This is a genomic window from Gordonia sp. CPCC 205515 (assembly GCF_048537925.1).
Classification (GTDB): Bacteria; Actinomycetota; Actinomycetes; order Mycobacteriales; family Mycobacteriaceae; genus Gordonia.
Genome location: NZ_JBCLVJ010000004.1, coordinates 408,575 through 434,334 on the forward strand (window position 1 = coordinate 408,575; position 25,760 = coordinate 434,334).

At 67.2% G+C, this 25,760-nt stretch carries 25 protein-coding genes; 16 read left to right on the forward strand and 9 right to left on the reverse strand.

Annotated elements, in window-relative coordinates; all coding sequences use genetic code 11:
• Positions 1-144: 144 nt before the first annotated feature.
• On the forward strand, positions 145-1,536 hold the full coding sequence (locus AAFP30_RS07145) for an MFS transporter (protein WP_419229172.1): 1,392 nt from the start codon (positions 145-147) through the stop codon (positions 1,534-1,536).
• Positions 1,537-1,558: 22 nt separating this feature from the next.
• Here the strand turns inward: AAFP30_RS07145 and AAFP30_RS07150 are convergent, their stop codons facing one another.
• The gene (locus tag AAFP30_RS07150) at positions 1,559-3,163 is read right to left on the reverse strand and encodes an FUSC family protein (RefSeq protein ID WP_419229173.1); all 1,605 of its coding nucleotides are present in this window, start codon (positions 3,161-3,163) and stop codon (positions 1,559-1,561) included.
• 177 nt (positions 3,164-3,340) lie between these two features.
• On the opposite strand from AAFP30_RS07150, the gene AAFP30_RS07155 reads away from it, so the two are divergent.
• Positions 3,341-3,772, forward strand: coding sequence for a hemophore-related protein (locus tag AAFP30_RS07155; RefSeq protein WP_419229174.1), 432 nt, complete (start codon positions 3,341-3,343; stop codon positions 3,770-3,772).
• A gap of 8 nt (positions 3,773-3,780) precedes the next feature.
• On the opposite strand, the gene AAFP30_RS07160 is transcribed toward AAFP30_RS07155, so the two are convergent.
• Both AAFP30_RS07160 and AAFP30_RS07165 read right to left on the reverse strand, forming a co-directional pair.
• Positions 3,781-4,359, reverse strand: a complete 579-nt coding sequence (locus AAFP30_RS07160; RefSeq protein WP_419229175.1) for a nitroreductase family protein — start codon at positions 4,357-4,359, stop codon at positions 3,781-3,783.
• Positions 4,360-4,373: 14 nt separating this feature from the next.
• A complete protein-coding gene (locus AAFP30_RS07165; protein ID WP_419229176.1) occupies positions 4,374-5,879 on the reverse strand; it encodes an MFS transporter in 1,506 nt (501 codons plus the stop codon).
• Positions 5,880-6,019: 140 nt separating this feature from the next.
• On the opposite strand from AAFP30_RS07165, the gene AAFP30_RS07170 reads away from it, so the two are divergent.
• The gene (locus AAFP30_RS07170; RefSeq protein WP_419229177.1) at positions 6,020-6,691 is read left to right on the forward strand and encodes a TetR/AcrR family transcriptional regulator; all 672 of its coding nucleotides are present in this window, start codon (positions 6,020-6,022) and stop codon (positions 6,689-6,691) included.
• Between the two features lie 8 nt (positions 6,692-6,699).
• Here AAFP30_RS07170 and AAFP30_RS07175 read toward each other — a convergent pair whose 3' ends face one another.
• Together AAFP30_RS07175 and AAFP30_RS07180 are read right to left on the reverse strand one after the other, a co-directional pair.
• A complete protein-coding gene (locus AAFP30_RS07175) occupies positions 6,700-7,599 on the reverse strand; it encodes a hypothetical protein (protein ID WP_419229178.1) in 900 nt (299 codons plus the stop codon).
• 224 nt (positions 7,600-7,823) lie between these two features.
• On the reverse strand, positions 7,824-9,077 hold the full coding sequence (locus AAFP30_RS07180) for a glycosyltransferase 87 family protein (protein ID WP_419229179.1): 1,254 nt from the start codon (positions 9,075-9,077) through the stop codon (positions 7,824-7,826).
• Between the two features lie 104 nt (positions 9,078-9,181).
• On the opposite strand from AAFP30_RS07180, the gene AAFP30_RS07185 reads away from it, so the two are divergent.
• From AAFP30_RS07185 to AAFP30_RS07215, 7 genes are all read left to right on the forward strand, one after another.
• Positions 9,182-10,447 (forward strand): aspartate kinase, encoded by a 1,266-nt coding sequence (locus tag AAFP30_RS07185; protein WP_419229180.1) that lies wholly within the window; start codon positions 9,182-9,184, stop codon positions 10,445-10,447.
• A 2-nt stretch (positions 10,448-10,449) separates the two neighbouring features.
• Complete coding sequence (locus AAFP30_RS07190; RefSeq protein ID WP_419229181.1) at positions 10,450-11,475, forward strand: aspartate-semialdehyde dehydrogenase; 1,026 nt, start codon at positions 10,450-10,452, stop codon at positions 11,473-11,475.
• Between the two features lie 51 nt (positions 11,476-11,526).
• Positions 11,527-12,555, forward strand: a complete 1,029-nt coding sequence (locus tag AAFP30_RS07195) for a fused (3R)-hydroxyacyl-ACP dehydratase subunits HadA/HadB (RefSeq protein ID WP_419229182.1) — start codon at positions 11,527-11,529, stop codon at positions 12,553-12,555.
• A gap of 7 nt (positions 12,556-12,562) precedes the next feature.
• Positions 12,563-13,051, forward strand: coding sequence for a gluconokinase (locus AAFP30_RS07200; RefSeq protein ID WP_419229183.1), 489 nt, complete (start codon positions 12,563-12,565; stop codon positions 13,049-13,051).
• Positions 13,052-13,165: 114 nt separating this feature from the next.
• Positions 13,166-14,392, forward strand: coding sequence for a lipase family protein (locus AAFP30_RS07205; protein WP_419229220.1), 1,227 nt, complete (start codon positions 13,166-13,168; stop codon positions 14,390-14,392).
• 125 nt (positions 14,393-14,517) lie between these two features.
• Complete coding sequence (locus tag AAFP30_RS07210; protein WP_419229184.1) at positions 14,518-15,891, forward strand: hypothetical protein; 1,374 nt, start codon at positions 14,518-14,520, stop codon at positions 15,889-15,891.
• Positions 15,892-15,923: 32 nt separating this feature from the next.
• Positions 15,924-16,577 carry a hypothetical protein gene (locus tag AAFP30_RS07215; protein WP_419229185.1) on the forward strand — a complete coding sequence of 218 codons (654 nt, stop codon included), beginning with the start codon at positions 15,924-15,926 and terminating at the stop codon, positions 16,575-16,577.
• Positions 16,578-16,637: 60 nt separating this feature from the next.
• On the opposite strand, the gene AAFP30_RS07220 is transcribed toward AAFP30_RS07215, so the two are convergent.
• Complete coding sequence (locus AAFP30_RS07220; RefSeq protein WP_419229186.1) at positions 16,638-17,942, reverse strand: amidohydrolase family protein; 1,305 nt, start codon at positions 17,940-17,942, stop codon at positions 16,638-16,640.
• A 10-nt stretch (positions 17,943-17,952) separates the two neighbouring features.
• The gene (locus AAFP30_RS07225) at positions 17,953-18,948 is read right to left on the reverse strand and encodes an isopenicillin N synthase family dioxygenase (protein WP_419229187.1); all 996 of its coding nucleotides are present in this window, start codon (positions 18,946-18,948) and stop codon (positions 17,953-17,955) included.
• Between the two features lie 246 nt (positions 18,949-19,194).
• On the opposite strand from AAFP30_RS07225, the gene AAFP30_RS07230 reads away from it, so the two are divergent.
• The 3 genes from AAFP30_RS07230 (at position 19,195) to AAFP30_RS07240 (ending at position 20,657) form a co-directional block, all read left to right on the forward strand.
• Complete coding sequence (locus AAFP30_RS07230; protein WP_419229188.1) at positions 19,195-19,626, forward strand: Fur family transcriptional regulator; 432 nt, start codon at positions 19,195-19,197, stop codon at positions 19,624-19,626.
• Between the two features lie 61 nt (positions 19,627-19,687).
• The gene (locus AAFP30_RS07235; protein WP_419229189.1) at positions 19,688-20,119 is read left to right on the forward strand and encodes an organic hydroperoxide resistance protein; all 432 of its coding nucleotides are present in this window, start codon (positions 19,688-19,690) and stop codon (positions 20,117-20,119) included.
• Between the two features lie 55 nt (positions 20,120-20,174).
• Positions 20,175-20,657: a Dps family protein gene (locus AAFP30_RS07240; RefSeq protein WP_419229190.1), complete on the forward strand. Its 483-nt coding sequence runs from the start codon at positions 20,175-20,177 to the stop codon at positions 20,655-20,657.
• Between the two features lie 109 nt (positions 20,658-20,766).
• On the opposite strand, the gene AAFP30_RS07245 is transcribed toward AAFP30_RS07240, so the two are convergent.
• Entirely contained in the window at positions 20,767-22,335 is a 1,569-nt protein-coding gene (locus AAFP30_RS07245) for a DUF222 domain-containing protein (RefSeq protein ID WP_419229191.1), read from the reverse strand.
• Between the two features lie 153 nt (positions 22,336-22,488).
• On the opposite strand from AAFP30_RS07245, the gene AAFP30_RS07250 reads away from it, so the two are divergent.
• Complete coding sequence (locus AAFP30_RS07250; RefSeq protein WP_419229192.1) at positions 22,489-22,941, forward strand: hypothetical protein; 453 nt, start codon at positions 22,489-22,491, stop codon at positions 22,939-22,941.
• Between the two features lie 14 nt (positions 22,942-22,955).
• On the opposite strand, the gene AAFP30_RS07255 is transcribed toward AAFP30_RS07250, so the two are convergent.
• The gene (locus tag AAFP30_RS07255; RefSeq protein ID WP_419229193.1) at positions 22,956-23,906 is read right to left on the reverse strand and encodes a GlxA family transcriptional regulator; all 951 of its coding nucleotides are present in this window, start codon (positions 23,904-23,906) and stop codon (positions 22,956-22,958) included.
• Positions 23,907-23,988: 82 nt separating this feature from the next.
• Between AAFP30_RS07255 and AAFP30_RS07260 the strand changes: the two genes are divergently transcribed.
• On the forward strand, positions 23,989-24,216 hold the full coding sequence (locus AAFP30_RS07260; RefSeq protein WP_419229194.1) for a hypothetical protein: 228 nt from the start codon (positions 23,989-23,991) through the stop codon (positions 24,214-24,216).
• Between the two features lie 90 nt (positions 24,217-24,306).
• The gene (locus AAFP30_RS07265) at positions 24,307-25,758 is read left to right on the forward strand and encodes a hypothetical protein (protein ID WP_419229195.1); all 1,452 of its coding nucleotides are present in this window, start codon (positions 24,307-24,309) and stop codon (positions 25,756-25,758) included.
• Positions 25,759-25,760 lie beyond the last annotated feature (2 nt).

Consider the following 25,760-nt stretch of genomic DNA (forward strand, 5'->3'; position numbering starts at 1 on the left):
CCGGATTCTGAGATCTGCCTCTCCGAACGGCTCTACTATGACGGCGGTCACTACGGTCGCCTGCGTGGCGGGACCGTTTGGTGGGGTGGCACGCCACGTGCAGCGAGTCCACATCCATCAGGTAATCCCCGAATGAGGTATCCCATGGCCCGTCCCAATGCCCCCGCGGGCGAGAACAAACGCATGAGCATGAAACGTGTGGCGGCGGCGAGTTCGATCGGTACGACGATCGAGTTCTACGACTTCTTCATCTACGGCACCGCCGCCGCACTCGTCTTCCCGACTGTCTTCTTTCCGGACGCCGACGAGTTGACCGGCACCATGGCGTCGTTCGCCACCTTCGCGGTCGCGTTCTTCGCCCGACCGGTCGGTGCCATTCTCTTCGGGCACTTCGGCGATCGGCTCGGCCGTAAACGCACACTCGTGTGGACGCTGCTGATCATGGGCTTCGCGACCGTCGCGATCGGCGTTCTGCCCGGTTACGAGACCGGTGCCTTCGGGATCGCCCCGAACGGGATCGGCGTCGCCGCGCCGATCATCCTGGTGCTGTTGCGATTCCTGCAGGGCTTCGCGGTCGGTGGGGAATGGGCGGGGGCGACGCTGCTCACCGCCGAGTACGCCCCTCAAGGCAAGCGCGGTATGTACGCGATGTTCCCGCAACTCGGGCCGGCGTTCGCGTTCTTCCTCTCGAGCCTGACCTTCCTGATCGCGAGCCTGACGCTGGGCGAGAAGAGTTCGGCCTTCCTCGACTACGGGTGGCGTATTCCGTTCATTCTCTCGTTCGTTCTCGTCGCCGTCGGACTCTGGGTCCGGCTTGCCGTCGCCGAGACACCGGTCTTCCGGCAGGCGCAGCGGAAACGCGCCCTGGACCCGTCGGCGGGACCGAAACTGCCGTTCCTGGACGCCTTCCGGTACCAGTGGAAAGAGATCCTGATCGCCGGTGGTGCCCTCGCGAGTCTCTTCTCGCTCTTCTACATGTCGACGGCGTTCCTCACGAACTACGGCACCAAGACCCTGGGCCTGTCCCGTGTCTTCGTGCTCTCCGCGGGCATGGTCACCGCCATCATGTTCGGACTCTCGATCGCGGCGTCGGCGATGTGGTCGGACCGGGTCGGCCGTCGTCGCGTGATCATGATCTCGTGCATCATCGCGGTGCCCTGGGCGCTGGTGTTGTTCCCGATCCTCGAACTCGGCGGCGGCTTCGCCTTCGTCGTCGGTTTGCTGGGCAGCGCGCTCATCTTCGGTGTCGCCTACGGACCCGCGGGCGCGATGCTGCCCGAGCTGTTCGAGGCGCGATACCGCTACACGGGTGCGGGGATGGGCTACAACCTCGCCGGCATCCTGGGCGGCGCCATCCCGCCGCTGATCGCGGCCCCGCTCATCGCAGGTCCCGGATCGATCTGGGTGGGCGTGATGCTGGCGATCCTGTCGTCGGTCAGCGTGCTCTGCTGCTATCTGGTCGTGGAGACCAAGGACAAGGACATGAGCGTGGAGAACCTCGGCGCAGGTGACTCCAGCGCAGTCGAGGTCGGCTGAGGAGGCCAACGGCAGCGGATTCTCAACGGACCCGGACGATCCGGTCGGTGAGTTCGTCGGCGACGGCGTTCCCGATCGGGTGTCCGGGTCCGGTCCGCCAGCACGCGCCGAGGGTGTCGTACCCGATCTGTACCACTGTCAGGTGATGCGGCCACTGTTCGCGCGCCCAGTACGGTTCGTCGCTGGCGCTGTCGGTGGCCGCCATCTCCGACTCCAGCAGCGCCCACTGCAGATCCCGGCGCGCCGTCTGCAGGGGCGGCGATCCCACCGGGTCACGGCGTGTCGGATCGACGATGGGTTCGCACGCCGCGAGCACCTCGCCGTCGGCCAGATGCAGGGATCGGCGGTGGGCGTGGGGGAGCAGCAGCCACAGGGCGGCGACGGCGAGCGCGACGCCGAGCAGAGTTTCGAGGAACCGGTCGCGGACCGGGATGAACAGTGCGCCTTCCGGATTGCCCATCAACATGGCCAGCGGAGTGATGAAGGTGACCGCGACGGCGTAGTTGCCGACGATGGTCAGTTCGATGAGGACGTTGAGGGCCGCGATCACCAGGATCAGCGCGATGACCTGCAGATCGAGGAGATGCAGCAGGGTGAACGCCACGAGTCCGAGGATGGTCCCGACGAGGCGATGCGCCCCGCGCAGGCTGCCGCGGATGCGGTCCGGCCCGAGTTGCAGCACGAGAACGGTACCGAGGATCGCCCAGTCGGGCCGGGACAGGCCGAGCGCCAACGACAATCCGCCGGCCACCGCGGCGGTCACCACGACGCGGATCGTGGTGACGGTGGCATGGCCCTGCCAATGCAGCGCCGCGATCAGTCGGTGCGCGACGCTGGGACGTGGCAGCGGTGGCGCCCACGGGCCGGTAGTGGTCGGTGCAGCATCATGAAACCTGTGCTGGGACATCCAAAGCTGTTGGGCCAGAGCGCTATCGGTTTGTGCGGAGTCGTGTAGCACCGACCACGCGTGCAGTGTCGACAGGGCGACACCGTGCCGGCGGGCGGGATCGGCACCGCGGTTGTCGGCAAGGTAGGTCTCGACCGCGGCCATCGCCGCGTGGGTCGCCGCCGACTCCGGACCGCGTGGACTCCACAGTGCCGGTGCCATGCCGACGACGAGCGAGGCGACCGCGCCGGCGGCCGCGCAGGTCGCCAGCACCGACGGAGCGACGCCGTGCCGGGTCACGACCGTGGCGATCGCGGCGACGAGGACGAAGAAGAACGGTCCCGGCGGTCCCAGGCGCATCGCGTTGACCGCGAACACGACCACTCCCGCACCGATGGACAGCGCCGCCACCACCACGAGGTTCTCGCCCACGGTCGCATCGGCACCCGCCCACGCCCCGAGATAGCCGTATCCGGTTGCCACGACGGCCAATACGACCGAAGCAGTCGCGATGACCCGCCACCGCACCCGGTACGGACGTTTCTCCCCGTAGAGCATCGCGAAACCGCCCAGGGCCACCAGCAACGCGTCCCGGCCGAATCCGGCGCCATAGAGCACCAGGGCGGGCAGCGCGAAGGCCAGTCCGGATCGGATGGCGGCGCCCCACCGTCCGCGGACGTCGGGTACCGCGAAGAACATCCGGCGGATCGCGGGCCGGGGCGGTGGCGCAGGTTTGGGCATCGCTATGACGATAGCCAATCCCGACATGCGCGGACAATCCCGACAATTACGGCTCTGACCTGCGAAAACTGTTGGCGACGCCTTGGTCTTTTCTCAGCGGGAGCACATCTGCGCGCCATAGTTTTCACGCGTGCCGAGGTACTCGGGCACACCCTTGCAGAAAGGTCGGACAAGCCCATGAACTCTCATCGCATCTCGCGTCGGATCGCCTACGGTCTCGCCGGCGCCGGTATCGCGTCGGCCATCGCCGTCGGCGGCGCCGCAAACGCGGCGCCCATGCCGGCGCATCCGAGCAAGCCCGCTCCGTCGGCGACCGCAATGGTCCCCGGCACCAAGTGCACCATCGCTCAGGTGGAACGAGCGCTGGCCAAGGAGGACCCGGCACTTGCCAACCGCATCAACTCGCATCCGAAGGCCAAGGCGCGCTTCGAGAACGGGCTGCTGATGACCAAGGAGCAGCGTCAGGCGAAGCGTGCGGAGTTCCGGAAGAAGCATCCGAACGAGGCCATGGTGCGGAAGTTCCTGCGCGACCACGGCGTCGCACGACCGGAGATGCAGAAGAATCGCGCGGCCGTCGCCAAGGCAAAGGCGACCTGCGGGCAGTTCTGATCGGCGCGTTACGTGGGGTCGGTGGTCGCGAACGGCCGCCCCCACGTTTCGCTGAAGGCGACCTCGGCCAGCGGAAGCCGGGTGCGTGCGCGTTCGTCGCGTTCGCGGATCTCCTCGGGCAGCGTCGAGCGGTCGTCGGCGAGTCGGCCGACCGCCAGCATCGCCAGCGGACGCTTGTCGCCGGGGATGTCGAAGATCGCCCGCGCCGCAGCCGGGTCGAACCCGGCCATCGGGTGGGCGTTGTAGCCGAGCGCGCCCGCCTGCAAGATCATCTGTGCGAGCGCCAGTCCGAGGTCCACCGCGCCGTAGTTGTGCGGTTTGGCGTCGTCGGGATCGTCGGTGGTGCACAGCAGGATCAGGGCAGCCGAGGCCGGCGCCCAACTCTGGTTGCCGCGGTTCAGCGTCGTGGTCAGCTTCGCGAATGTCTCGTCGCCGCGCATCCCCACGATGAACCGCACCGGCTGCATGCGTCCCCACGTCGGCGCCCACCGTCCGGCGTCGAGGATCTCGGTGAGGTCGTCGACGGAGACGGTGGCGGACGGGTCGTAGCCGCGCGCGCTCCAGCGGTTGGCGATCAGTTCGTGCATGGGGCTGAGGGTAGTCAGCGTGCTCGATCCCGGAGCGCCACAGTGAGGACCACGGCCAACGCGCTCAGCATGATGACGTTCGCAATCGATGCGGCGTGCATGCCGTCGACGAAGGCCGAGCGCGCGGCATCGGCCAGCGCTGTACCGTCGGCACCCATGCCGAGGGCGTTGTGCAGGGTCTCGCCGAGGGTGTCACCGAACGGCAGGCCGTCGGCCTGCTGGCGGAACACCAGGGTCGTCAGCGAGCCCAGCAGCGCGAGTCCGAGTGCGGTACCGAGTTCGAAGCTGGTCTCGGAGATGCCCGACGCGGCACCGGACCGTTCCACCGGGACCGAGCCGACGACGACGTCGGACACCAGGCTGAACTGCACGCCGTAGCCGATGCCGGCGATCGAGGTGCACACCAGATAGATCCACAGCGGGCTCGACGTGGTCAGCCCCAACAGTCCGAGGTTGCCGACGGCGGCCAGCACGATGGAGCCGACGAACGCGGTCCGCAGGCCGACGAGTGCGGACACCCGGGAGGCGCCGATGGAGAACACCGCGACGGCGATCGCCATCGGGAGTCCGGCCAACGCGGCCGACAGCACGTCGAAGCCGCGCACCGACTGCAGGTACACACCGGTGAGGTAGGACATGCCGCCGAGCGCCATCATGCCGACGAGTGCGGTGGTCACCGATGCGCTGAACTGCGGGTTGCGGAACAGTTTCAGGTCGAGCAGCGGGTCGGCGGTGCGTCGTTCGTGGATGAGGAAGGCCGCGAGCATCGCGAGACCGAACACGCCGATCGTGACCACCAGGCCGCTGACACCCTCCGATGCGAGTGTCTTGACCGCGTACACCGCGGGCAAGATGCCGAGCATCGACAGCACGACGCCGGTCACGTCGAAGCGGGCGGTGGAGGCGACCCGGTATTCGGGGACCAGACGCGGTGCCGCGAGGAACAGCACGGCCAGCACCGGCACGTTGATCAGGAACACCGAACCCCACCAATAGTGGTGCAGCAGAACGCCACCGATCACCGGGCCGATGGCGCTACCGCCGGCGAACGCCGCGGTCCACACACCGATCGCCCGTGCGCGATCGCGCTTGTTCGGGAACATGTTGGCAATCAGCGAGAGGCTCGACGGCATCAGGGTCGCGCCGCCGACACCCATCAGGGCGCGTGCGGCGATGAGGATCGCCGCGTTCGGGGCGAACGCCGCGATCACCGAGGCGACGCCGAACAGCGCGGCGCCGGCCAGGAGGATGCGCCGACGGCCCACCCGGTCGCCGACGTTGCCCATCGTGATCAACAGACCGGCGATGAGAAAGCCATAGATGTCGAGGATCCACAGCTGCTCCGCGGCCGACGGGTCGAGGACATCGGTGATCTGGGGGATGGCCAGGTAGAGGACCGAGAAGTCCATCGACACCAGCAGGACCGGGAGCGTCAGTACTGCAAGCCCCCACCACATGCGTCGGTCAGTGGCCGCGGTGGTCCCGGGACGCTGATCGGACGAATGGGTGACGGCAGACATGACGAACTCTCCTCGATACTCACAAACAGATGTACGGCGCCGGGGGATCACCCGCGTACGCCGTACGCCACAGGTTACGAGAGTGAGTACGCTGTACGCAAGTAGGTTATTCCCGACCCCTGACAGAACGGAGAAGACGCGTGGCCGAGCAGCGTGCTTCGAAGCTCACTGCTGACGCCATCGTCGCCACCGCGATCGACGTCGCCGATGCAGACGGGCTGTCCGCGTTGTCGATGCGGCGCATCGCCGACGATCTGGGGGTCGGGGCGATGTCGCTCTACCGGCACGTCGCCGACAAGGACGCGTTACTCGAGGCCATGGCCGAGGAGATCGGGCGACGCTTCCCGTATCCCGTGCATGACGACGGCCCGTGGACGTGGCGGCAACGGGTGGCGATCGCCGTCGACATCGACTGGGATCTGTACCGGCAGCATCCGTGGGTGGTCCTGGCGTATTCGGCCCCGCGCTACAGCTTCGGGCTCGACGCCCTCGAGGGCCTCGACTGGCTGGCCGCCGGGTTCCTGGACCTCGGCGTCGACATCGTCCGGGCCACCGAAATGGCGCTGTCCCTGTGGAACTACGTCAACGGTGTCGTCCTGGCCACGGTGAGCGAGCAGTTCCTCGGCACCGAGCGTCCCGGCGATCGGCCGAGTGGCCTGGCCGATCTGATCGACGGCCGCACGGCACCGCACCTGCCGCACCTGGCCGGGTTGGCGTCGGCGTCGGGTGCGGCGCGGCTGACCGATCCGCGTGCACTGCTCGACGCGGGGGTGGCCGCATTGTGTGCGGGGTTCGAGGCGACGGCCGGCTGATCGGCGCGTCAGCTGGAGCCCATCCCACCCGTCGGGATGAGGGTGCCGGTGGGCAGGCCGGTTTCGGTCGGCAGGCCCGTCGGGAGGCCGGTTTCGGTCGGTCGACCGGTCTCGGTGGGGAAGCCGGTTTCCGTCGGATTCACCGGGGTGTTCGACGCGATCTTCTCCAGGAACTCGACGCCGACCTCGTACTGCGGTTGGCCGCAGTTCGGGCATTCCACGCCGCCACTCGGAATATTGAGCCAATAGCCGGTCGCGCCCGCACCGATCCCGGCGTTGTAGACGGTGACCATGTCGTCGGCGGTGACCGAGCGTCCATTGGGGTTGGTGCTCACGCCGATCAGGACCGGAGCGCCTCGCGGATTGACCGAGATTGCGGCGCGCGTGGCCGCGCTGGCGAAGGAGGTCGCATATTCCGTGGCCTCGGTGCGCTGCGCCTGGATCTCGAAGCCGTCGGCGATCGCGGCTCCGGGGAGGACCAGCTGCCGGATGAACTCCTGGTAGAGCGCGTCCCCGGTCAGACCCGGTGCGAGCACATTCATCAAGTCCACCCCGGGTGCGAAGATCACCCGTTTGCCATACCGAAGGGCAACGTCCCGGGCGCGCGTCAAGGCGCCGATCGGATCGCGTTGATCCCGGGCGGGCGTCAGCGATGATGCCTCGAGATCCAGCAGTAGCCAGGTCATCGAATCGGGCACCTCGCCGGTGCGCAGCGCCCGTGCCATCTCGGTGGCGCCACGAAAGTTGAAGGTCGGGGTGCCGTTCGGCAGGTAGCTGTTGGTGTACACGTGCTGGACCAGCAGTAGCGTCGACGGTTCGTTGGCCTCGTTGAGTAGCGCCGGCGACAATCCGGCGTCGACCAGTCCGGCGACGGACCCGGAGACGAGGATGCGTGTCGGGGTGGGCACGGCCCGCAGTATCGGGGCGGCCGACGCTCGCGCAAACAGTGCGGCAGCGGACAATGTGAGGACTAGCAGCAGAGCCAGGACAAGACGTCGTTCGGGTACCACGTCGGACCCCTACCGGTTGGCCGAACACTCACTTCATCAGGATGAATACAATCTCTGCACCTCGACGAAACCACGCACTTCGTAAGCCTAATCAAATTTCCGATTCACGCAGGCAACTTGGGTCACATTGCGTGCGGATACACGGTCAGCATGTGCGCACCGAACCAGGCGCTGCCGAGCACCACCGGCACCATCGCGGCCACCGCGACCTGCGGCCGCCAGCGGGCCAGCACCATCGCCACCGGCACCAGCAACACGAATGCCGGCAGCAGAAGGCGCGCGCGACTCATCATCAGGCCGCTCGACAACACGATCGACGCGACCACCAGCGCTCCGTAGAGCAGCACCGGCCACGGTAGGCGCGACCATGCCGCGACGCCGAGCATGACCAGGGTCGACAGGATGATCCAGGCGGTGGCGACCGGCGCGACCTCACCCGAGTGCACCAGGGTTTCGTTGACGAAGGTGTAGGTCGAGCGTCCCCAGTCGAACTCGGTGCCCCAGCCCTCGGTCTGGATGCGGAACCAGCCCGTCGGCGACCCGGTGTGTGCCCACACGACGGCCAGATAGCCCAGGTAGCCGAGAGGACTGAGGACCACCGCGGCCCAGGCGCGCCACCCGTCGCGGCGGGCCAGCAGTGCGGCCAGCATCACGACGCCGATCAGCACGACGGCCGTCGGTCGGCTGGCGCCCGCCAGCATCGTGCACAGGCCCGCCAGCAACCAGCGGTGTTCGAGCACCCCGACCAGCGCCCACACCGCGAGCGCACAGAACAGCGCCTCGGTGTAGGCCATGTTGAGCACGATCGACATCGGCGTCGCGGCGAACAGTGCGACGAGAAACAGACCGGTCCGACGTGGGTTCGCGCGGCCGATCGGTGAGGACTCGGCCATCATCCGGGCGCACACCCGGCCGAGTCGCGCCGCGCCGACGGCAGCGATGCAGCCGAGGATCAGATTGACCGCCAGCGCGGCCCCGAACGGCGTGATCAGCGGCAGCTTGGCGACCGCGCCAACCAGATAGGGATAACCGGGAAAGAAGGCATAGGCGGTGTCGACGGTGTGCAGGCCGCGCGCGTCGGTCTGGCTGTAGGGAACGTCGGCGTAGCCGTACTGGGCGATCGCGACCATCCACTTGCCGTCCCACAACCACAGCGCGTCGCCGAGCGCGGTCTCCCGGAGCTGCGCGAATCGGGCGAGCAAAAGGATGCCGACGGCGCGAATCGCCAGGAAGACCAGGATCGGCTCACCCCAGGAACGCCAGTATCGCGGTGCGGATTGGGTGGTCGGTGCGCCGGTGCCGGTGGTCCGTCGGGGGGTGGGTCGCCGGAGACGATGCTCGTCGGGCGTCGCGCCGACTTCGGTTCCGGTGGCCACCTCGACGATGGTAGGCCACCCCCGGCGCAGCAACGCGGATTCGGGCACTGACCACGGCGCCGGTAAGGTAGGCGCGCAGAAGTCAACCCGGAAAGGTGGTCTACGTGGCACTCGTGGTGCAGAAATACGGAGGATCCTCGGTCGCCACGGCCGAGCGGATTCGTCGTGTCGCCGAGCGCATCGTCGAGACCAAGAAGCAGGGCAACGACGTCGTCGTCGTCGTGTCGGCGATGGGCGACACCACCGACGAACTGCTCGACCTGGCCCAGCAGGTGAATCCGACGCCGCCGCCGCGCGAGATGGACATGCTGCTCACCTCGGGTGAGCGGATCTCCAATGCGCTGGTCGCGATGGCCATCAGCTCGCTCGGTGCGCAAGCGCAGTCCTTCACCGGCTCACAGGCCGGGGTGATCACGACCAGCAGCCACGGCGCCGCCAAGATCATCGACGTCACCCCCGGCCGCGTCCGCAGTGCGCTCGACGACGGGAAGATCGTGCTGGTCGCCGGCTTCCAAGGGGTCGCCCAGGACACCAAGGACATCACCACGCTCGGACGCGGTGGCTCCGACACCACCGCCGTCGCGCTGGCCGCCGCACTGGAAGCCGACGTGTGTGAGATCTACACCGACGTCGACGGCATCTACACCGCCGACCCGCGCATCGTGCCCGACGCGCGGCGACTCGAAACCGTCTCCTTCGAGGAGATGCTCGAGATGGCCGCCTGCGGCGCGAAGGTGCTCATGCTGCGGTGCGTGGAGTACGCCCGCCGGTACAACGTTCCCGTTCACGTGCGCTCGTCGTACTCGACCAAACCCGGCACCATGGTGGCCGGATCGATGGAGGACATCCCCGTGGAAGAAGCCATTCTCACCGGCGTCGCACACGATCGCAGCGAGGCCAAGATCACCGTCACCGGACTGCCCGATCAGCCGGGCTACGCCGCCAAGGTGTTCCGGGCCGTCGCCGACGCCGAGATCAACATCGACATGGTGTTGCAGAACATCTCCAAGGTGGAGACCGGCAAGACCGACATCACCTTCACCCTCCCGCGCGAACTCGGACCCAAGGGCATGGAGTCGCTCACCAAGTTGCAGGGCGAGATCGGCTTCACCGATCTGGTCTACGACGATCACATCGGCAAGGTGTCGCTCGTCGGTGCCGGCATGAAGTCGCATCCCGGGGTCACGGCCACCTTCTGTGAGGCGCTGTCGCAGGCCGGGGTCAACATCGAGCTCATCTCCACATCGGAGATCCGCATCTCGGTGCTCTGCCGCGACACCGAACTCGACGACGCGGTGCGTGCACTGCACGCGGCGTTCGATCTCGGCGGCGACGAAGAAGCCGTCGTCTACGCAGGGACGGGGCGATAGTCATGGGCGCACGTATCGGAGTGGTGGGCGCGACCGGTCAGGTCGGTGGCGTCATGCGAACCCTGTTGGCCGAACGCAAGTTCCCCGCCGACGAGGTGCGGTTCTTCGCGTCGTCGCGGTCGGCGGGCAAGAAGCTGCCGTGGGGCGATGGCGAGATCGTCGTCGAGGATGCCTCGACCGCAGACCCGTCCGGACTGGACATCGCGCTGTTCTCGGCCGGTGCCACCATGTCGCGCGAGCAGGCGCCGCGGTTCGCCGCGGCCGGCGTGACCGTGATCGACAACTCGTCGGCGTGGCGCAAGGACGAGGATGTGCCGCTGGTGGTTTCAGAGGTCAACGGCGAGTTGGCGCAGAACCCGCCCAAGGGCATCATCGCCAACCCCAACTGCACGACAATGGCCGCGATGCCGGTACTCAAGCCGCTGCACGACGCGGCCGGTCTGCAGCGACTGATCGTGTCGAGCTACCAGGCGGTCTCCGGCAGCGGCCTCGCCGGCGTCGACGAGCTCGCATCGCAGTCGCGTGCGGTCATCGATGACGTGGAAAAGCTGGTGTACGACGGCAGTTCGGTCACGTTCCCGGCACCGAACAAGTACGTCGCCCCGATCGCCTTCGACGTCATCGCCCTCGCCGGCGCGCTGGTCGACGACGGCTCCGGTGAGACCGACGAAGATCAGAAGCTGCGCAACGAATCCCGCAAGATCCTCGGACTGCCGGACCTGCTGGTGAGCGGCACGTGCGTGCGGGTGCCGGTGTTCACCGGGCACTCGCTGTCGATCAACGCCGAGTTCGCGAATCCGCTCTCGGTGCAGCAGGCGCAGGAAATCCTTTCCGCCGCGGCCGGTGTCGAACTCACCGACGTCCCGACACCGCTGGCTGCCGCCGGCGGAGACAACTCGCTGGTCGGCCGGATCCGCCAGGACCCGGGTGTGCCCGACGGACGGGGCCTGGCCCTGTTCATCTCGGGTGACAACCTGCGAAAGGGCGCTGCACTCAACACCATTCAGATCGCCGAGTTGCTCGTCTAGCGGCACTTCGCGCATCCTCCGTTTCCGCACCGACAGATCGGCACGATCACCATGTCCTCACCTGACGCCCCGGCGATCGCCGATCGGCTCGGCCACTACTACCAGGTCGACGGCACCTACCTCGTCGGCCGCGAGAAGGTGCGCGAGTACGCCCGGGCGGTGCAGGATTACCACCCCGTGCACCGTGACGAAACAGCGGCTGCCGCACTGGGTTACGCGGGTCTGGTGACGCCCCTGACGTTCACCTCGATCCCCGCGATGACGGCCAACCGGCAGCTGCTGGAGACCGTCGTCGTGGGCTACGAGACCTACGTGCAGACCGAGCAGGTCTTCGAGCAACATCGCCCGATCGTCGAGGGTGACGAGCTGACGACCGACGTCGAATTGACCGGGGTGCGGCGCATCGCGGGCCGCGACATGTTCACCATCACCAACACGTTCACCGATGCGGCCGGCGAGACCGTGCACTCCATGCACACCACCGTGGTCGGCGTGAGCAGCGACGAGGTGGACTCGTCGATGACCGAGCTCGCCCGCAGCCTGATGGTCCACGACGTGACCGTGCTGTCCACCGATGGATTCGATGCCGAGTATCACAAGACCGTGCGACCCGATGTGCCGCAACGGATCTCCACGGCCGGTGTCGACCGCACCCCCGGGTCGTTGCGGTTCGACGACCTCGCCGTCGGTGATGTACTCCCGCTGCGCCATGCGCGACTCTCCCGCGGCGACCTCGTCAACTACGCAGGTGTCTCCGGCGACGGCAATCCGATCCATTGGGACGAGCCGATCGCGAAGGCGGCCGGCCTACCCGACGTGATCGCCCACGGCATGTTGACCATGGGACTGGGCGCCGGCTTCGTGTCGGCCTGGTCGGGCGATCCTGGTGCGGTGACCCGCTATTCGGTCCGGCTGTCGCAGGTCGCGGTGGTCCCGGCGCTCGGCGGCGGCGACATCGAGTTCAGCGGCAAGATCAAATCGCTCGACCCCGAGACCCGTAGCGGCGTGGTCATCCTGGTCGCGAAATCGGGCGGGCGCAAGATCTTTGGGCTCGCGACAATGAACATCCGCTTCAGCTGACGCACGCATGACGCCGCCGATCGTCGTCATGGGCGTCTCGGGATCCGGCAAGTCGACCGTGGGTGTCGCACTCGCGCAACGACTCTCGGTTCCGTTCGCGGACGCGGACGATCTGCATCCGGGGTCGAACATCGCGAAGATGTCGGCGGGACAGCCTCTCGACGACGAGGACCGGTGGCCCTGGCTCGATCTGGTCGGGCAGTGGCTGGCGCGTCATCCCGACGGGTGCGTGATGAGTTGTTCGGCGCTCAAACGGAGCTATCGCGACCGGCTGCGGAGGCACGCGCCGTCGACGTGGTTCCTACACCTGGACGGTTCGGCCGAGGTGATCGCCGCGCGGCAGGCGGACCGCCCCGGCCACTTCATGCCACCGGAACTCTTCGCGTCTCAGATCGCGACGCTGCAACCGCTCGCCGACGACGAATCGGGGCTGGTGATAGATGTGCGGAGCGGCGTCGACGACCTCGTGGATCAGGTGGAACAGTCCGTGTGGTAGAGAATCATGACCCCGGTCACCCGTCCAGGTTACTGTGCGGTAGGTTACCGGTTCATGAGACAACTCAGGGGGATCTTCTCAACACGTCAATCGGTGCTGCGTCGAACGGCGACGATGGTGGTCAGCGGCGCACTCGCCGCCACCGGATTCGCGGTCGCGGCGCCGACGGCATCCGCGGCAGGCGACTTCTACACGCCGCCCGCACGCTATTCGGCAACACCCGGATCGATCATCCGCAGCGAGCCCAGCCCGCTGCTGCTGCAGATCCCGGGCATCGCCAACCAGTGGCCGGGCACCGGCACCCGGATCATGTACACCTCGCGGTATCAGAACGACAAGCCCGCCGCGGTCACCGGAACCGTCATCGAGCCCACCACGCCGTGGCGCGGTCGCGGACCGCGGCCGACGGTCGTGATCGGGCCGGGCACCATTGGTCAGGGGGACCAGTGTGCCGGATCGAAACTCATGAGCTTCCCGATGGCGATCGATCCGTCGAAGCCGTCCATCGCGCTCAATTACACCGCGCTCGAAGTCAATCTGATGCTGCTCAACGGTGTTCGTGTCGCGATGACCGACTACATCGGCATGGGCACGCCGGGTATCCACACGTATGTGAACCGCGCCGAAGAGGGCCACGCGATGCTCGACGCCGCACGGGCTGCGCTGCGCGTCGCACATGCGCCGAAGAACGCGCCGGTCGCGTTCGCCGGCTACTCGCAGGGCGGTGGCGCGGCGGCGTCGGCGGCCGAACTCGCCGAGACCTACGCGCCCGAGCTCAACGTGAAGGCCACCTACGCGGGTGCACCGCCGGCGGATCTGGGCAAGGTCATCGACCAGATCGACGGCACCGCCATCTCCGGGGCGATCGGCTTCGCCATCAACGGACTGCAGGCCCGCTATCCCGAATTGCGCACGGTGATCGACAGGGAGACCAATGCGCGCGGTAAGGCGGCGCTGAAGCTGGTGTCCCAGCAGTGCATCGGGGACATCATCCTGTCGACCGGGTTCCAGCGCACCAGCAGCTGGACGCGCTCGGGCAAGCCGTTGTCGGCGGTCATCCGGCAGTACCCGAACGTGCAGAAGATCGTCGACGAGCAGCGCATCGGTCGGCTCAAGCCCAACGCGCCGGTACTGATCGAGGGCGGCATCAACGACGACGTGATCCCGTACGGACAGGTCGCGCAGCTCAACCGTGACTGGCGTGCGCAGGGCGCCCAGGTGTCGATGGTGACCAACCCGATCCCTCCGATCTTCCCGGGAATGGTGGTCAACCACGCGCTGCCGATGCTCACCACGCTGCTGCCCGGGACGCAGTTCATCCTGACGCATTTCGATCGCTGAGAGGCTGTTCGACGATGAGCATTCTTCCCCCGACCACGCAAAGATCCCCCCGCTGCAACTGGAGAATCTTCACGCGGTCGGGGAAAGAAGTGCGGACCGGTCGCCGCGGTCGGTGGTGGCTGGGCGTGGCCGCGGCGGTGGTACTCGCCACCGCGGGGACGGCCGGTCCCGCGGCAGCGGCCACGACACCCGGCCTCGGTCCGACCGGAACGTCGCTGATGCACGGCGACCTGTGGTCGACAGACTCGACGCCGTTCCGTGGGCCGGGGAGGACCGCGCACGTGGCGGCGTCGTCGGTGCCGGGTGGGGCGTGCGCGGCGACGTTCATCGGCAGTGACGGCATGCCGGTATCGCTGTGTACGCAGTTCGTCGGCACGTCACCGCCGACCGTCGCGGTGGCGACGGTGACGTTGTTCGACCCGGCCACCGCAGTGCCACTCGCTCGCCTGCAACTCACCAAGGGTGGTCTGCTCGGCGGGGTCTACGGGTATCTCGACGACCGCAACCGGGTGGTCGTCGCCGACGGATCGAATGCGATTCTGCGCGTTGGGCATCGGCGAACGGCCGCCGGATGGCAGGTGTATGTCTCCGACCGGATCGACCTCGGTCGCCACATCCCGGCCGGCGACGCGGTGACCGGCCTCGCCCCCGACTTCGACGGCCGGATCTGGTTCGCGACGACGCATGGCGTGGTCGGCACTGTCGATCAGGCCAAACGGGTCCGGTCGATGCACCTGCCGCGCGGGGAAGACCTGGGCAATGGCCTCTCGATCCGCGCGAACGGGGCGTCGATCCTCACGACCCACGCGCTCTACGAGATGCGGGCCGGCGCCGACGGTGTGCCGCGCACGGTGTGGCGGCGTGCCTACGACCGCGGATCGGCACGCCTGCCCGGCCAACTCACCTGGGGATCCGGCACGACACCAACCTATTTCGGCCCCGGCGGCGACGGCTGGGTGGCGATCGTCGACAATGCGTCACGGCCGCAGCTGATCGTCTACGACGCGGACACCGGGTCAACGGTCTGTCGAATGCGCGCGTTCGGCACCTCGGGGCAGGGCACCGAGAACTCGCCGATGGCGTGGGGCAATGCGCTGGTCATCCCCAGCACTTACGGCTATCAATACCCGCCGATGGCGGTGACCGGACCGAGCGTGCCGGCGAATGCGCCGTTCGTCGGTGGCTCCACCCGCATCGACGTCACCGCGCGCGGATGTCATCGCGTGTGGGAGAACAACGATCGGCTCGCCTCCCTGCCCCGGCTGTCGCGGGCGGACGGGCTGATCAACGGCCTCGGCTACGGTCCGTATCGGCCCGGCATCCAGCAGGTCGGCCCGATCTATTACCTCGCAACCGATTTCGCGACCGGACGACGGGTGGCCACGGTGCGGGTCGGGGACGGCCCGGTCGACGAACCGCTGGAACTGACCGGCACCATCGCCCGCGACGGCACACTCTGGCAGGCCACTGTCGGGCGAATGCTCAAGATCGCTCGGTGAGCATCGGTGCCCGGAGTGGAAGAATTGGTGACATGACCGACCCCGCCGACGATCCGGACCGCGTGCCGACCCAGGCCGAACTCGATGCCGAGGACCTCGCGGCCATCGAGCGGAGGTCGAAGGACAAGGACGCGGCCAACCTGTATCCGCCGCGGGAGTCCGATCCGGGTCCGCCGCCGGCGGCGCTCGCCCGGCACGCGCGAATCGCTTGGTGGTGCTCCGCATTCGCCGGCCTGATCAGCGTCGTCTACGGCTTCAGCCACCTCGGGACCATCACCGACCAGTTGCGGCAACGGCTCCAGGAGGGCGTCACCACCGACCCGCGCAACGCGAGTGGCCCGGAGCAGGTCAACTCGCTGGCCGGGTTCTTCCCGCCGTTCATGCTCGTGATGATCGTGGTGTTTCTGGTCATCGAGTACCTGTTGCTGGTCGCTGCCGCCACTCACCACAGCCGCAACTGCCGGAACTTCTTCCTGGCCGCGGTGGTGGTGAACCTGCTGTGCATCCCCATCGGGATCGACCTGCTGTTCCGCAACCCGGAGGTCTCCTCGCTGATGCCCGTCGTGGGGTGGATTCAGTTCGGGCTCTTGGTGCTTGCCGCGCTGTTCACGCTGCAGCGTGCGGTCAACCAGTGGTTACCGCCGTCGGATCGGATGCGGCCAACCCGGATGTTGCGGGGGCGGTAGGGGTTTCGACACGGTTGGGTTGTCCTTCGTCGCCAGCCTGCTCAACCAGCGGCGGGGCGCTCAACCGGCGTGGAGGGCCAGCAACTCCTTGGTGAACTCGGCCTCGTCGATGCGGGTGCTGCGGCCGTCGACGACCACCGCCTCACCGTCGACGATCACCGTGTCCACGATGGAGCGGGAGCCGGTGGTGAGCAGCGAGGCGCCGGGGTCGCGGACGGGCAGGGTCGCGTAGTCGCGGTCGAACCGGATCACCGTCAGGTCGGCGGGCATGCCGACGCTGAGGCCGCCGATCACCTCGGGTTGTCCGAGGGCGACATTTGCTCCGCCGCAGGCGATGTCGAGCATCTCGCCGAAGCCCAGCAGGTCGGCCCGCTGGTGGACCGCCCGCTGCAGGTACGACGCGATACGGAAGGTTTCCAGCATGTCCTGGGTGTCGTTGCTGGCCGCGCCATCAACGCCGAGACCCACAGCCAGGCCGCGGTCGAGCATCGCCGGAACCGGAGCCACCCCGCTGCCCAGGCGCATGTTGGACAACGGGTTGTGCGACACGGCAACTCCACGCTCGGCGAGGATGCGCTGACCGAGGTCGTCGAGTTCCACACAGTGCACGGCGAGCACCCGGTTCCATAGGAAGCCGGCCCGATCGAGGTACTCGACGGCGCCGACACCGGCGTGCTCCAGGCACATCCGGTCGTCGGTCGGTGTCTCCAACAGATGGATGGACACCGAGAGGTCGCGGGCCTGCGTGAACTCGCGCACGGCCAGCATGCCGGGCTCGGTGAGCGACCGTGGGTTCGGTACCGCCAGTGCCATCGCAATTCGGCTGTCGGACACCTGGTCCCGGAGATGATCGACGTGATCGAGCACATCGCCGAGAGGCTGCATCAGCCGTGGCTCGAAGCCCCACTTCCGCGTGGCATCCGGCCGGTCCGCAACGCCACGGCCGAGAATCGCGCGAATCCCGGTGTCGCGCAACGCCTGGATCACCGCTCCGTGCACCTCGTCGGAGGGATGCGGCCACATGTGTTCGACGACGGTGGTCGTGCCCGACCGTAATGCCTCGAGCGACGCGGCGACCGCCGCGAGGTACGCGCGCTGCGGCGTGATCGCCACCGACTCCTCGCCGACCGCCAGCAGCCACTCCAATAACGGTGTGCACTCGGCGATTCCGCGCATCAACGACTGCTGCAGATGGGTGTGAGTATTGACGAAGCCGGGGATGACGTATCCGTTGCCGTCGCCGGGGTGCGCGGCGTCGGTGATCGACGAGATGGTCCCGGCCGCGAGATGGATGTCCTGATGGGCCACCCATCGTCCACCCGTGTAGACGCTGACATCGGAGATCGTCGAAAGCTGTTGTGTCACAGAGCTGACCTTACTTGGCGAAGTTCGCGGCGATCCGGTGGGCGATGTACTCGCCGCCGGTGATCGGCGGATACTTGCCACCCGCACTCTCGATCAGCGCATCGGTGTTGGCCTGAGCGAAGTACGCGATGGTGTATCGGGGGCCGGTGTACTCGTCGGGCCGCGGCGCCCGCACCCGATGGAAGTTCGATGGCAGCCGGTCGTCGGACCAGCGCATCAGCATGTCTCCGATATTGCAGGTGATCGCATCGTCGGACGGCTCGACAGAGGTCCACGCCTGGCTGTCCACCTCGGCGCCCGGCAGGACCTGGAGGCCACCTTGCCCGGTCCGCTGGAACAGCAGGGTCAGTGCGTCGAAGTCGGTGTGGGCGCCGGCCCGCCACACGTTCGGCTCGTCGAGCAACTCGTCCGGGAAAGCGTAGTAATGCAGCAGTCGCAATGTGCTCTGGTAGGTCGACGACGCGGGATCATGTGCCCGCGTGAAGAATTCGCGGTCGAATCCGAGGCGGTCGGCGAAGCAGCCGAGCAGGTTCATCGCCAGCGCCCAGCACTTGTGCTCGAAGTCGAGCAGGGTGGCGCGGAATCCGGCGAGCTCATCCTCCGAGGGCCACAGATCGGTCATCCGGGGCAGCGTCAGCTGGTACGACTCCTTCTGATCCGGCGTACCGACGGACGGTCGCACCTGACTGGAGTACTCCCAGCCGGCGTTGGTGCCCTTACGCAGCGGATACTGCTCCTTCACCTCGCGCGGGAGGGCGAAGAACTTCTCCGAGATCGCAAACGCGTGGTTCACCGCGGCGAGGTCGATGCCATGATCGACCACCTGAAAGAAGCCGATATCGGTTGCTGCGGACCAGAGTTCGTCGGCGATCTGTTCGCGCCGACGGTCGAAGTCGGCCAGCGAGATGCGACGGACCTCGCGGTCGGTGGTCTCGGTGCCGAGCGCTCCCATGCGGGATTCGAGGTCCAATTCGCCGAGGGCGTAGTCGTGGGTGGTGTTGCTCATGGTCGTTGTCTCTCTGTGGCAATGAGGACGTCATGCGCTTTTCGACGCGACGCTCCACAGAGAAAGAGCCTCGCGGACGCGAACACCGGATGTCTTATCCGCTGCTACACGCGACCTCGTGCGAAAAAGCTTAAGGCAGATCCGCGGTGCTCGCCACTCGAGCGTTCTACGGTAAGGCTACCCTCGCTTTTCTGGAGCTATTCCACTAATTGGAATTAATCCAGAAAGGGGCGTAAGGTGGACGACATGCAGGACGAACCGAGCTTTCAACAGCAGCTGCGGGCTGCGGGACTGCGGGTGACCGCACCTCGACTCGCGGTGATGGAGATTCTGCATGAACATCCGCACGAGACTGCCGATTTCGTGGCGGCCGGTGTGCGGGAGCAGCTCGGTGGGGTGTCGACGCAGACCGTCTACGACGTCCTGCGAGCGTGTGCCGAGCGCGGTCTGCTTCGGCGAATCGAGCCCGCCGGGTCGCCGGTGCGTTACGAAACCCGCACGGCCGACAATCATCACCATCTGATCTGTCGATCGTGCGGAGAGATCGTCGACATCGATTGCGTGGACGGTCTGGCGCCGTGCCTCGTGCCCGACCAGGATCACGGATACCTGGTCAGCGAGGCGGAGATCACGTTCTGGGGACTCTGTCCGACTTGCCGGAAGGTTTCCGGAGCGTGACGTTCAGCGGTGAAAATTGTTGGTGAACAGAGAAGTTCAGGATCAATCCAGAGGAGTCAGCATGTCCATCGATACCGTGTACACCGTCTCGTCCAAGGCCGCCGGCGGGGGCCGTGACGGCGAAGTCGTCTCCGACTCGGGTCGCATCGACCTCGAACTGCAGCCGCCGAAGGAGATGGGCGGCAGCGGTGAGGGCAGTAATCCCGAGGAGCTGTTCTCCGCCGGCTACGCCGCGTGTTACCTCGGCGCCTTGCGCGCCACGTCGAAGCAGTCCGGCTCGCCGGTCCCGGATGGGACGACGGTGAGCGTGACGATCGGCATCGGAAAGGATTCCGCCGACGGCGGATTCGGTCTCACCGCGGAGATCGAGTCCTACATTCCGGGAGTCGACGAGGCCACGGCAAAGGAACTCGCCGAGGCGGCCCACGCCTTCTGCCCATATTCCAAGGCCACGCGCGGAAACATCGACCACAAGATAACCGTACGGGTCTGACCTGTACTCGATTCGTCACGCAGCAGCCCTGCGTGACGGGAAAGGAGTTGTCCGCATGGGTAACTCGACCGCAATCATCACCAGCACGCTGACCGAGGAGCAGAAGGCCGTCACCGGTCAGGCTCTGCAGGAGACCCTGGTCGACCTCATCGACCTGTCGTTGATCGCCAAGCAGGCGCACTGGAACGTCGTCGGAAAGCAGTTCCGATCGGTTCACCTGGAGCTCGACGTGCTCGTCACCGTGACCCGCGAGTTCACCGACGCCGCCGCCGAGCGCGCCACCGCCATCGGGGTGAGCCCGGACGGTCGCGCGGAGACTGTCGCGAAGACGGCCCACACCAAGGGGTTTGGTGAGGGCTGGACCAAGGACGGCGACGTGGTTGCCGCCGTCGTGGAGAACCTTCAGACTGTCATCGCTGGTCTGCGTGAGCGGATCTCGGTGACCGAGAAGACCGACCCGGTCACGCAGGATCTGCTGATCGGCTTCGCCTCCAAGCTCGAGCAGTTGCACTGGATGTGGCAGGCGCAGATCGCCTGACCATCCCGAGAACGAACCCCCGCCGGACAGCCCCCGGCGGGGGTTCGTTTCTGTCTTTCGGGCACGCGGGAGCCACGCACCCCTGCCGAGTGAGTGGCCGCAGCACGTGTCAGTTGGGCGGTGTCAGGCCAATGGTGGTGACGGCCCAGCCCGAGGCGATCAGCCGTGGGATGCGGCGTCGCTCCTCCGGTGTGGATGGTGGTCCGGTCGATACTTTGGGTTCGGTTGTGCTCGACCGGTTCTGGTGGGTGGGGGTGTTGGCTCGTCGCGCGGCGAGGCGGCGGGCGAAGTCGTGGGCGACGATGCCGGTGCGGTTGACCCGCGCCGGGCCGGGCCCGTCACGGCCGTTGCGGGCCCAGGCGGGGCGCCCGGCGTCGGGTCCGTCTTTGATGATGTGGGTCGACCATTGTCCGGGCTGATCCCCGACCATCCGATTGTGTTTCGGGCACGCGCCGGCGAGGTCGATGATGTCGGTCAACCCGCCATCGGCCCAATCTTTTTCCGCATGATGGACCTCGAGGTGGGTGAACGGCTGACTACACCCCGGGCACGTGCACACCGCGCCATCGCGGGCGAGCAGCATCATGCGTTGGGCTTGATTCGCCAACCGGTGACCGTCTCCCAGATAGAGTGGTTCGGCGCTGTGGCCGGTGAAGACCGCGAGGTGCGGGTGGGCGTCGGCGGCCAACTCGATGACCTCGGAGATCGGTAGCAGATCCCCTCCGGCGGTCGTCGCGACCCCGGCCCGCTCCCGCAACGCGGTTTCGGTGATGGTGACGATCAGATGCGGCGGCAAACCCCGGTGGGATTTCCCGAGCAGGCCTCCGTCGGCCACGGCCTTGAGCAAGGCGTGCAGCGCATCATGATTACGTTGGGCCTGGGTACGGAAATCGGTTCTGGCGGCGGCCTTCAACGCTTCGGGGTCGGCGTCGTCTTTGTTGCCGCAGGGTGAGTCCGGATTGTCGGGCATGTTCATTCCGGGGGCGGCCCAGGCGTCGAGGACCAGTCGGAGCAGGGCGGTGGTGGCCGGGTCGAGGTGGCCTTCGAGGGTGGCCATCAACTGGGTGTCCTGCTTGGACAGGTACAGCGAGCGTTGTCGTCGTCGGTCTTTGTCGTCGGTGAGGGTGCCATCGGGGTCGATGCGCGCCAACAAGTCGGCGCCGAGCACCTTGAGTTCTTGCGGCATGAACGAGCGCGCATGCTCAGCCATCTCGGCCTCGGCCGCCTCACGTACCTCGGGGTCCACCGCGCCGGGGATCTTGGTGAGGATGTCGATGACAGTGATCGCGTGATCGGGGCCGATCGCCCCGTCGGCCAATGCGGCGGCCAGGTTCGGGCACTTCGGTGCCAGTAGTTCCCCGGTCAGCGAGTACATCGGCATCAGATGAAACATCAGTTTGCGACGGCGTCCGGGGTCGGTGATCCGCAGGGCAAACGCCATGAAGTCGTTGATCGACCGGTAGCCCTCCAAGCCCGCCACCCCGCGGTCGTTGCACTCCATCACCCGCTGCAACCCGAGGTAACTCATCCGTCGGGCACTGCGTTCGTGGGCTTCGGCCGCGGCGATGGTGTCCTGATAGGAGTCGGCGGTCGCGTTGTGGGCGGCGATCCGATCCAGCAACTCGTCGAGTTCACCGTAGAGCGAGACCGCTGTCTCACCGACGTTGGTGCTGGTCACCGAGCCTCACCCCCCATGGTCTCGAACTGATGTTCGATACTTTACTTGGGCGCGGCGGCATGTGCAAGGGCGAAAACGGCATCGTTGCTCCCGGATTCCGGCTTGTGACCTGGCGCACCTCGCGCACAGGTGTGACCTGTACCGTGTGGGGTCGTGGACAAGTGGGGAGCAGTTGTCGGCTTGGGGTTGATCGCGGTGACGGTGGGCGTGATCGCCTACGTGCGCTATCGCGAGCGGGAGACCCGCAAGCTGCAGGGGGATGTGACACTGGCGCGCGATCTGCGCGCCCTGGCCGGGGACGACGCGGTGCGGTTGGCTGCGGTCGACGAGTTCGAGCTGGCCATCTATCAGCGACTTTTCTATGCGTCTGTGGTCGCGCCGCGGCTGCGGAGTGCGGCCTGGGCGTTGCTGGGGACGGTGCTGGCGGTGGTTGCCGTGCTGTTCAGCGCCTCGGGCGGGGGACTGACCTTCGACGTCGTGCACATCGCGGCGCTGGTGCTCGCGGTGGTGTTCGGGGTCGCGGCGGTGGTCTTCGTGGCACTGGCCGCGTACCACTCGGCGACCACCCCGCGGGTGTCCTTCAAGGACTCCTACGCGACGGACTAGTGTCCCGGAGTTATCTACGGCGCGGCGAAACGCCGCCGGTAGACCGTCGGGGTGACCCCGACCGCGGCGTTGAAGTGGTGTCGCAGCAGTGTCGCCGACGCGAACCCGGCCTTGCCGGCGACCGCGTCGACGGCCAGGTCGGTGGATTCGAGCAGGCGGCGCGCATGCAGCACGCGCTGCTCGGTCAGCCACTTGTGCGGCGACACCCCGACTTCTTCGACGAATCGTCGGGCGAAGGTCCTACTCGACATGTGCATGCGGGCGGCGAGGTCGTCGACGGCGATCTCGCGGTCGAGGTGCTCGACCATCCACTGCAGCATCGTCGCGAAGCCGTCGGACTCACAGGCGGGTACCGGGGCCTCCACGAACTGTCGCTGACCGCCATCGCGGTGCGGTGGCACGACCATGCGGCGCGCGATGCGATTGGCGACGTCGGGTCCGAATTCCTCCCGAACCAGGTGTAGCGCCGCATCGATCCCCGCCGCGGTCCCGGCGCTGGTGGTGATCGGGCCGTCGTCGACGAACAGCACGTCGGTGTCGACGATCGCCTTCGGGAAGGTCTCGGCGAGCTTGGCGCCGTAGCGCCAGTGGGTGGTGCAGCGGCGACCGTCGAGGAGTCCTGCGGCGCCGGCGGCGAATGCCCCTGAGCACACCGTGAGGACGCGGCCACCGTTGTCGACGACGCCGCGCAAGGTGTCGAGGATCTCCGCCGGGTACGGCCCGTTGGTGCTGCCGCCGGGCACCGCGACGAGGTCGGCGCGCAGGCAGTCCTCGAGTGAGTGCGGAGGTACGACGAACGCGCCGTTACCGATGTCCAGCGGCGCGCCGGGCTCGGGTGAGCCGATCAGGAACTCGAAGGCGGGGACGCCGTCGTCGGTGCGGTCGAGGCCGAAGACCTCGTTGAGCACGCCGAACTCGAAAAGTGCCACCTTGCGGTAGAGGAGGACGGCGACGGTTTGCAACACCGATCCAGTATGGCAGAAACTTTGCGCACATTGTCTTTCGTGCCACTAGTGGCACGATCTTTTCGGCAGAATAATTTCTGTCATGAACACATTAGTGCTGGTCACCCTCCTTGCCGTGGTCCTCGTTCCGGCCGTCGTGGTCGTCTACCGCGCACATCGCGCGGTGGGTGATCCCACGCCCGTCCCGCTCGGTCACCTTGCCGACCTGGCGGTGCGGGGGTTCTCCGTGCCGCCCCGTCTGGGGCCGGATTCCGATCGCGTCGACCAGGAGCTGTTCGCCCTGCAGTTCCATCACCGCGATTGCGGCTGAGCACGCCGACCGCCGTCCCCGGATCGGCCCTCGACTCCTGATACGTTGGCCCGGTTCACTCGAGTCGAGCAGCGGGAGGCGAGCGGGCGGATGTCACGGCAACGCATGTGGTTGGTGGGCATCGTCCTCGTCGTCGTGGCGGTGCTCACCGCAGCATCCGCCGTCGTCCGCACCTCCAGTCCGAGCGCCGCCGCACAGCTACCGGGCGGCACCTCGGAGGTGGTTCCGATCGGCGACAGCGTCGCGGTCAGCAAGACGCTGTTCACCCGGTCACCCGAGGCGATCGTCATCGATCCCGCCGCGACACCGGACCTGTGGGACCGGACACGGACGACCGCCACCGCACACCACGTGCCGGTGTTCGCCGTCGACGCCGGGAACCGAGCCGCGGTGGCCGGCGAACTCGATCGCCTCGACACCGGCACGGTCTACGTCGTCGGCGACCGGAGCATCGCCGACGGACTCGGCGTACCGAACGTGTCGACCGATCTGTCGGGGCTGTCCGGCAATGACTTCGGTGGTGCCGACTCGATCGCCTACCTCGACGATGTTGCGCGGCCGGACGCGGAGACCACCGCGACCGCTGCGGGGGCCACGGTCGTCCGGGTGCCCGGCAGCGATCCGCGCGCCACCGGCGATTCGGTGACGGTGTTGCGGAATTGCCCGCACGCCGCGGTCCGCGCCTTCGGCGACGGATTCGGCAGCAGCGACGAGTTCGGGGATCGCCTGCGTACCGCGTTGACGCAGCCGGAATTGCCCGGCGGTGGACAGGTCGTGTTCCCGGGTCGCCGCATCGTCGCCCTCTATGGCTCGCCCGGTGCGCCATCGCTCGGGCCGCTCGGTCAGCAGGGGCTCCAAGCGTCCATCGCCCGGGTGAAAAAGCTTGCGGCGCAATATCAGCCCGTGAGCCGCGCACCCGTGGTGCCGGCCTTTGAGATCATCGTGACCGTCGCCTCGGCGGCGCCGGGGGTGGGGAACACCTACACCAACATGATCGACCCGAACACCATCCGGCCGTGGGTCCAGGCCGCCCGCAAGGCCGGTGTGTACGTGACGCTCGACCTGCAGCCCGGGCGCATGGACTTCCTCACCCAGGCGCGGCGCTACGCCGATCTGCTCGCCGAGCCGAATGTCGGTCTGGCACTGGATCCGGAGTGGCGGCTCAAGCCGAATCAGGTGCACCTCACCCAGATCGGGTCGGTGTCGGCCGACGAGGTGAACCGTACCTCGGACTGGCTGGCCGGGTTGGTACGGTCGAAGGGGTTGCCGCAGAAGGTCTTCGTGCTGCACGAGTTCGACAGCGACATGCTCGCCAACCGTAAGCGCATCGTCACCTCGCATCCCGAACTCGCGACCGTCATCCACGCCGACGGCCACGGCATTCCGTCGGTCAAGATGGACACCTGGCGACGGATTACCACCGATCTGCCCCCGAATGTGTGGATGGGGTGGAAGAATTTCTTCACCGAGGACCATCCGACGTTCACCCCGGCCCAGACCATGCGGGTCCGGCCGACGCCGTGGTTCATCTCCTACCAATAGGA

What these genes read in the sequence shown, in the direction of transcription:
- AAFP30_RS07145 (WP_419229172.1), top strand. Translation starts at nt 145, where the DNA reads ATGGCCCGTCCCAATGCCCCCGCGGGCGAGAACAAACGCATGAGCATG.
- AAFP30_RS07150 (WP_419229173.1), bottom strand. Translation starts at nt 3,163, where the DNA reads ATGCCCAAACCTGCGCCACCGCCCCGGCCCGCGATCCGCCGGATGTTC.
- AAFP30_RS07155 (WP_419229174.1), top strand. Translation starts at nt 3,341, where the DNA reads ATGAACTCTCATCGCATCTCGCGTCGGATCGCCTACGGTCTCGCCGGC.
- AAFP30_RS07160 (WP_419229175.1), bottom strand. Translation starts at nt 4,359, where the DNA reads ATGCACGAACTGATCGCCAACCGCTGGAGCGCGCGCGGCTACGACCCG.
- AAFP30_RS07165 (WP_419229176.1), bottom strand. Translation starts at nt 5,879, where the DNA reads ATGTCTGCCGTCACCCATTCGTCCGATCAGCGTCCCGGGACCACCGCG.
- AAFP30_RS07190 (WP_419229181.1), top strand. Translation starts at nt 10,450, where the DNA reads ATGGGCGCACGTATCGGAGTGGTGGGCGCGACCGGTCAGGTCGGTGGC.
- AAFP30_RS07195 (WP_419229182.1), top strand. Translation starts at nt 11,527, where the DNA reads ATGTCCTCACCTGACGCCCCGGCGATCGCCGATCGGCTCGGCCACTAC.
- AAFP30_RS07200 (WP_419229183.1), top strand. Translation starts at nt 12,563, where the DNA reads ATGACGCCGCCGATCGTCGTCATGGGCGTCTCGGGATCCGGCAAGTCG.
- AAFP30_RS07205 (WP_419229220.1), top strand. Translation starts at nt 13,166, where the DNA reads ATGGTGGTCAGCGGCGCACTCGCCGCCACCGGATTCGCGGTCGCGGCG.
- AAFP30_RS07215 (WP_419229185.1), top strand. Translation starts at nt 15,924, where the DNA reads ATGACCGACCCCGCCGACGATCCGGACCGCGTGCCGACCCAGGCCGAA.
- AAFP30_RS07225 (WP_419229187.1), bottom strand. Translation starts at nt 18,948, where the DNA reads ATGAGCAACACCACCCACGACTACGCCCTCGGCGAATTGGACCTCGAA.
- AAFP30_RS07230 (WP_419229188.1), top strand. Translation starts at nt 19,195, where the DNA reads ATGCAGGACGAACCGAGCTTTCAACAGCAGCTGCGGGCTGCGGGACTG.
- AAFP30_RS07235 (WP_419229189.1), top strand. Translation starts at nt 19,688, where the DNA reads ATGTCCATCGATACCGTGTACACCGTCTCGTCCAAGGCCGCCGGCGGG.
- AAFP30_RS07240 (WP_419229190.1), top strand. Translation starts at nt 20,175, where the DNA reads ATGGGTAACTCGACCGCAATCATCACCAGCACGCTGACCGAGGAGCAG.
- AAFP30_RS07260 (WP_419229194.1), top strand. Translation starts at nt 23,989, where the DNA reads ATGAACACATTAGTGCTGGTCACCCTCCTTGCCGTGGTCCTCGTTCCG.
- AAFP30_RS07265 (WP_419229195.1), top strand. Translation starts at nt 24,307, where the DNA reads ATGTCACGGCAACGCATGTGGTTGGTGGGCATCGTCCTCGTCGTCGTG.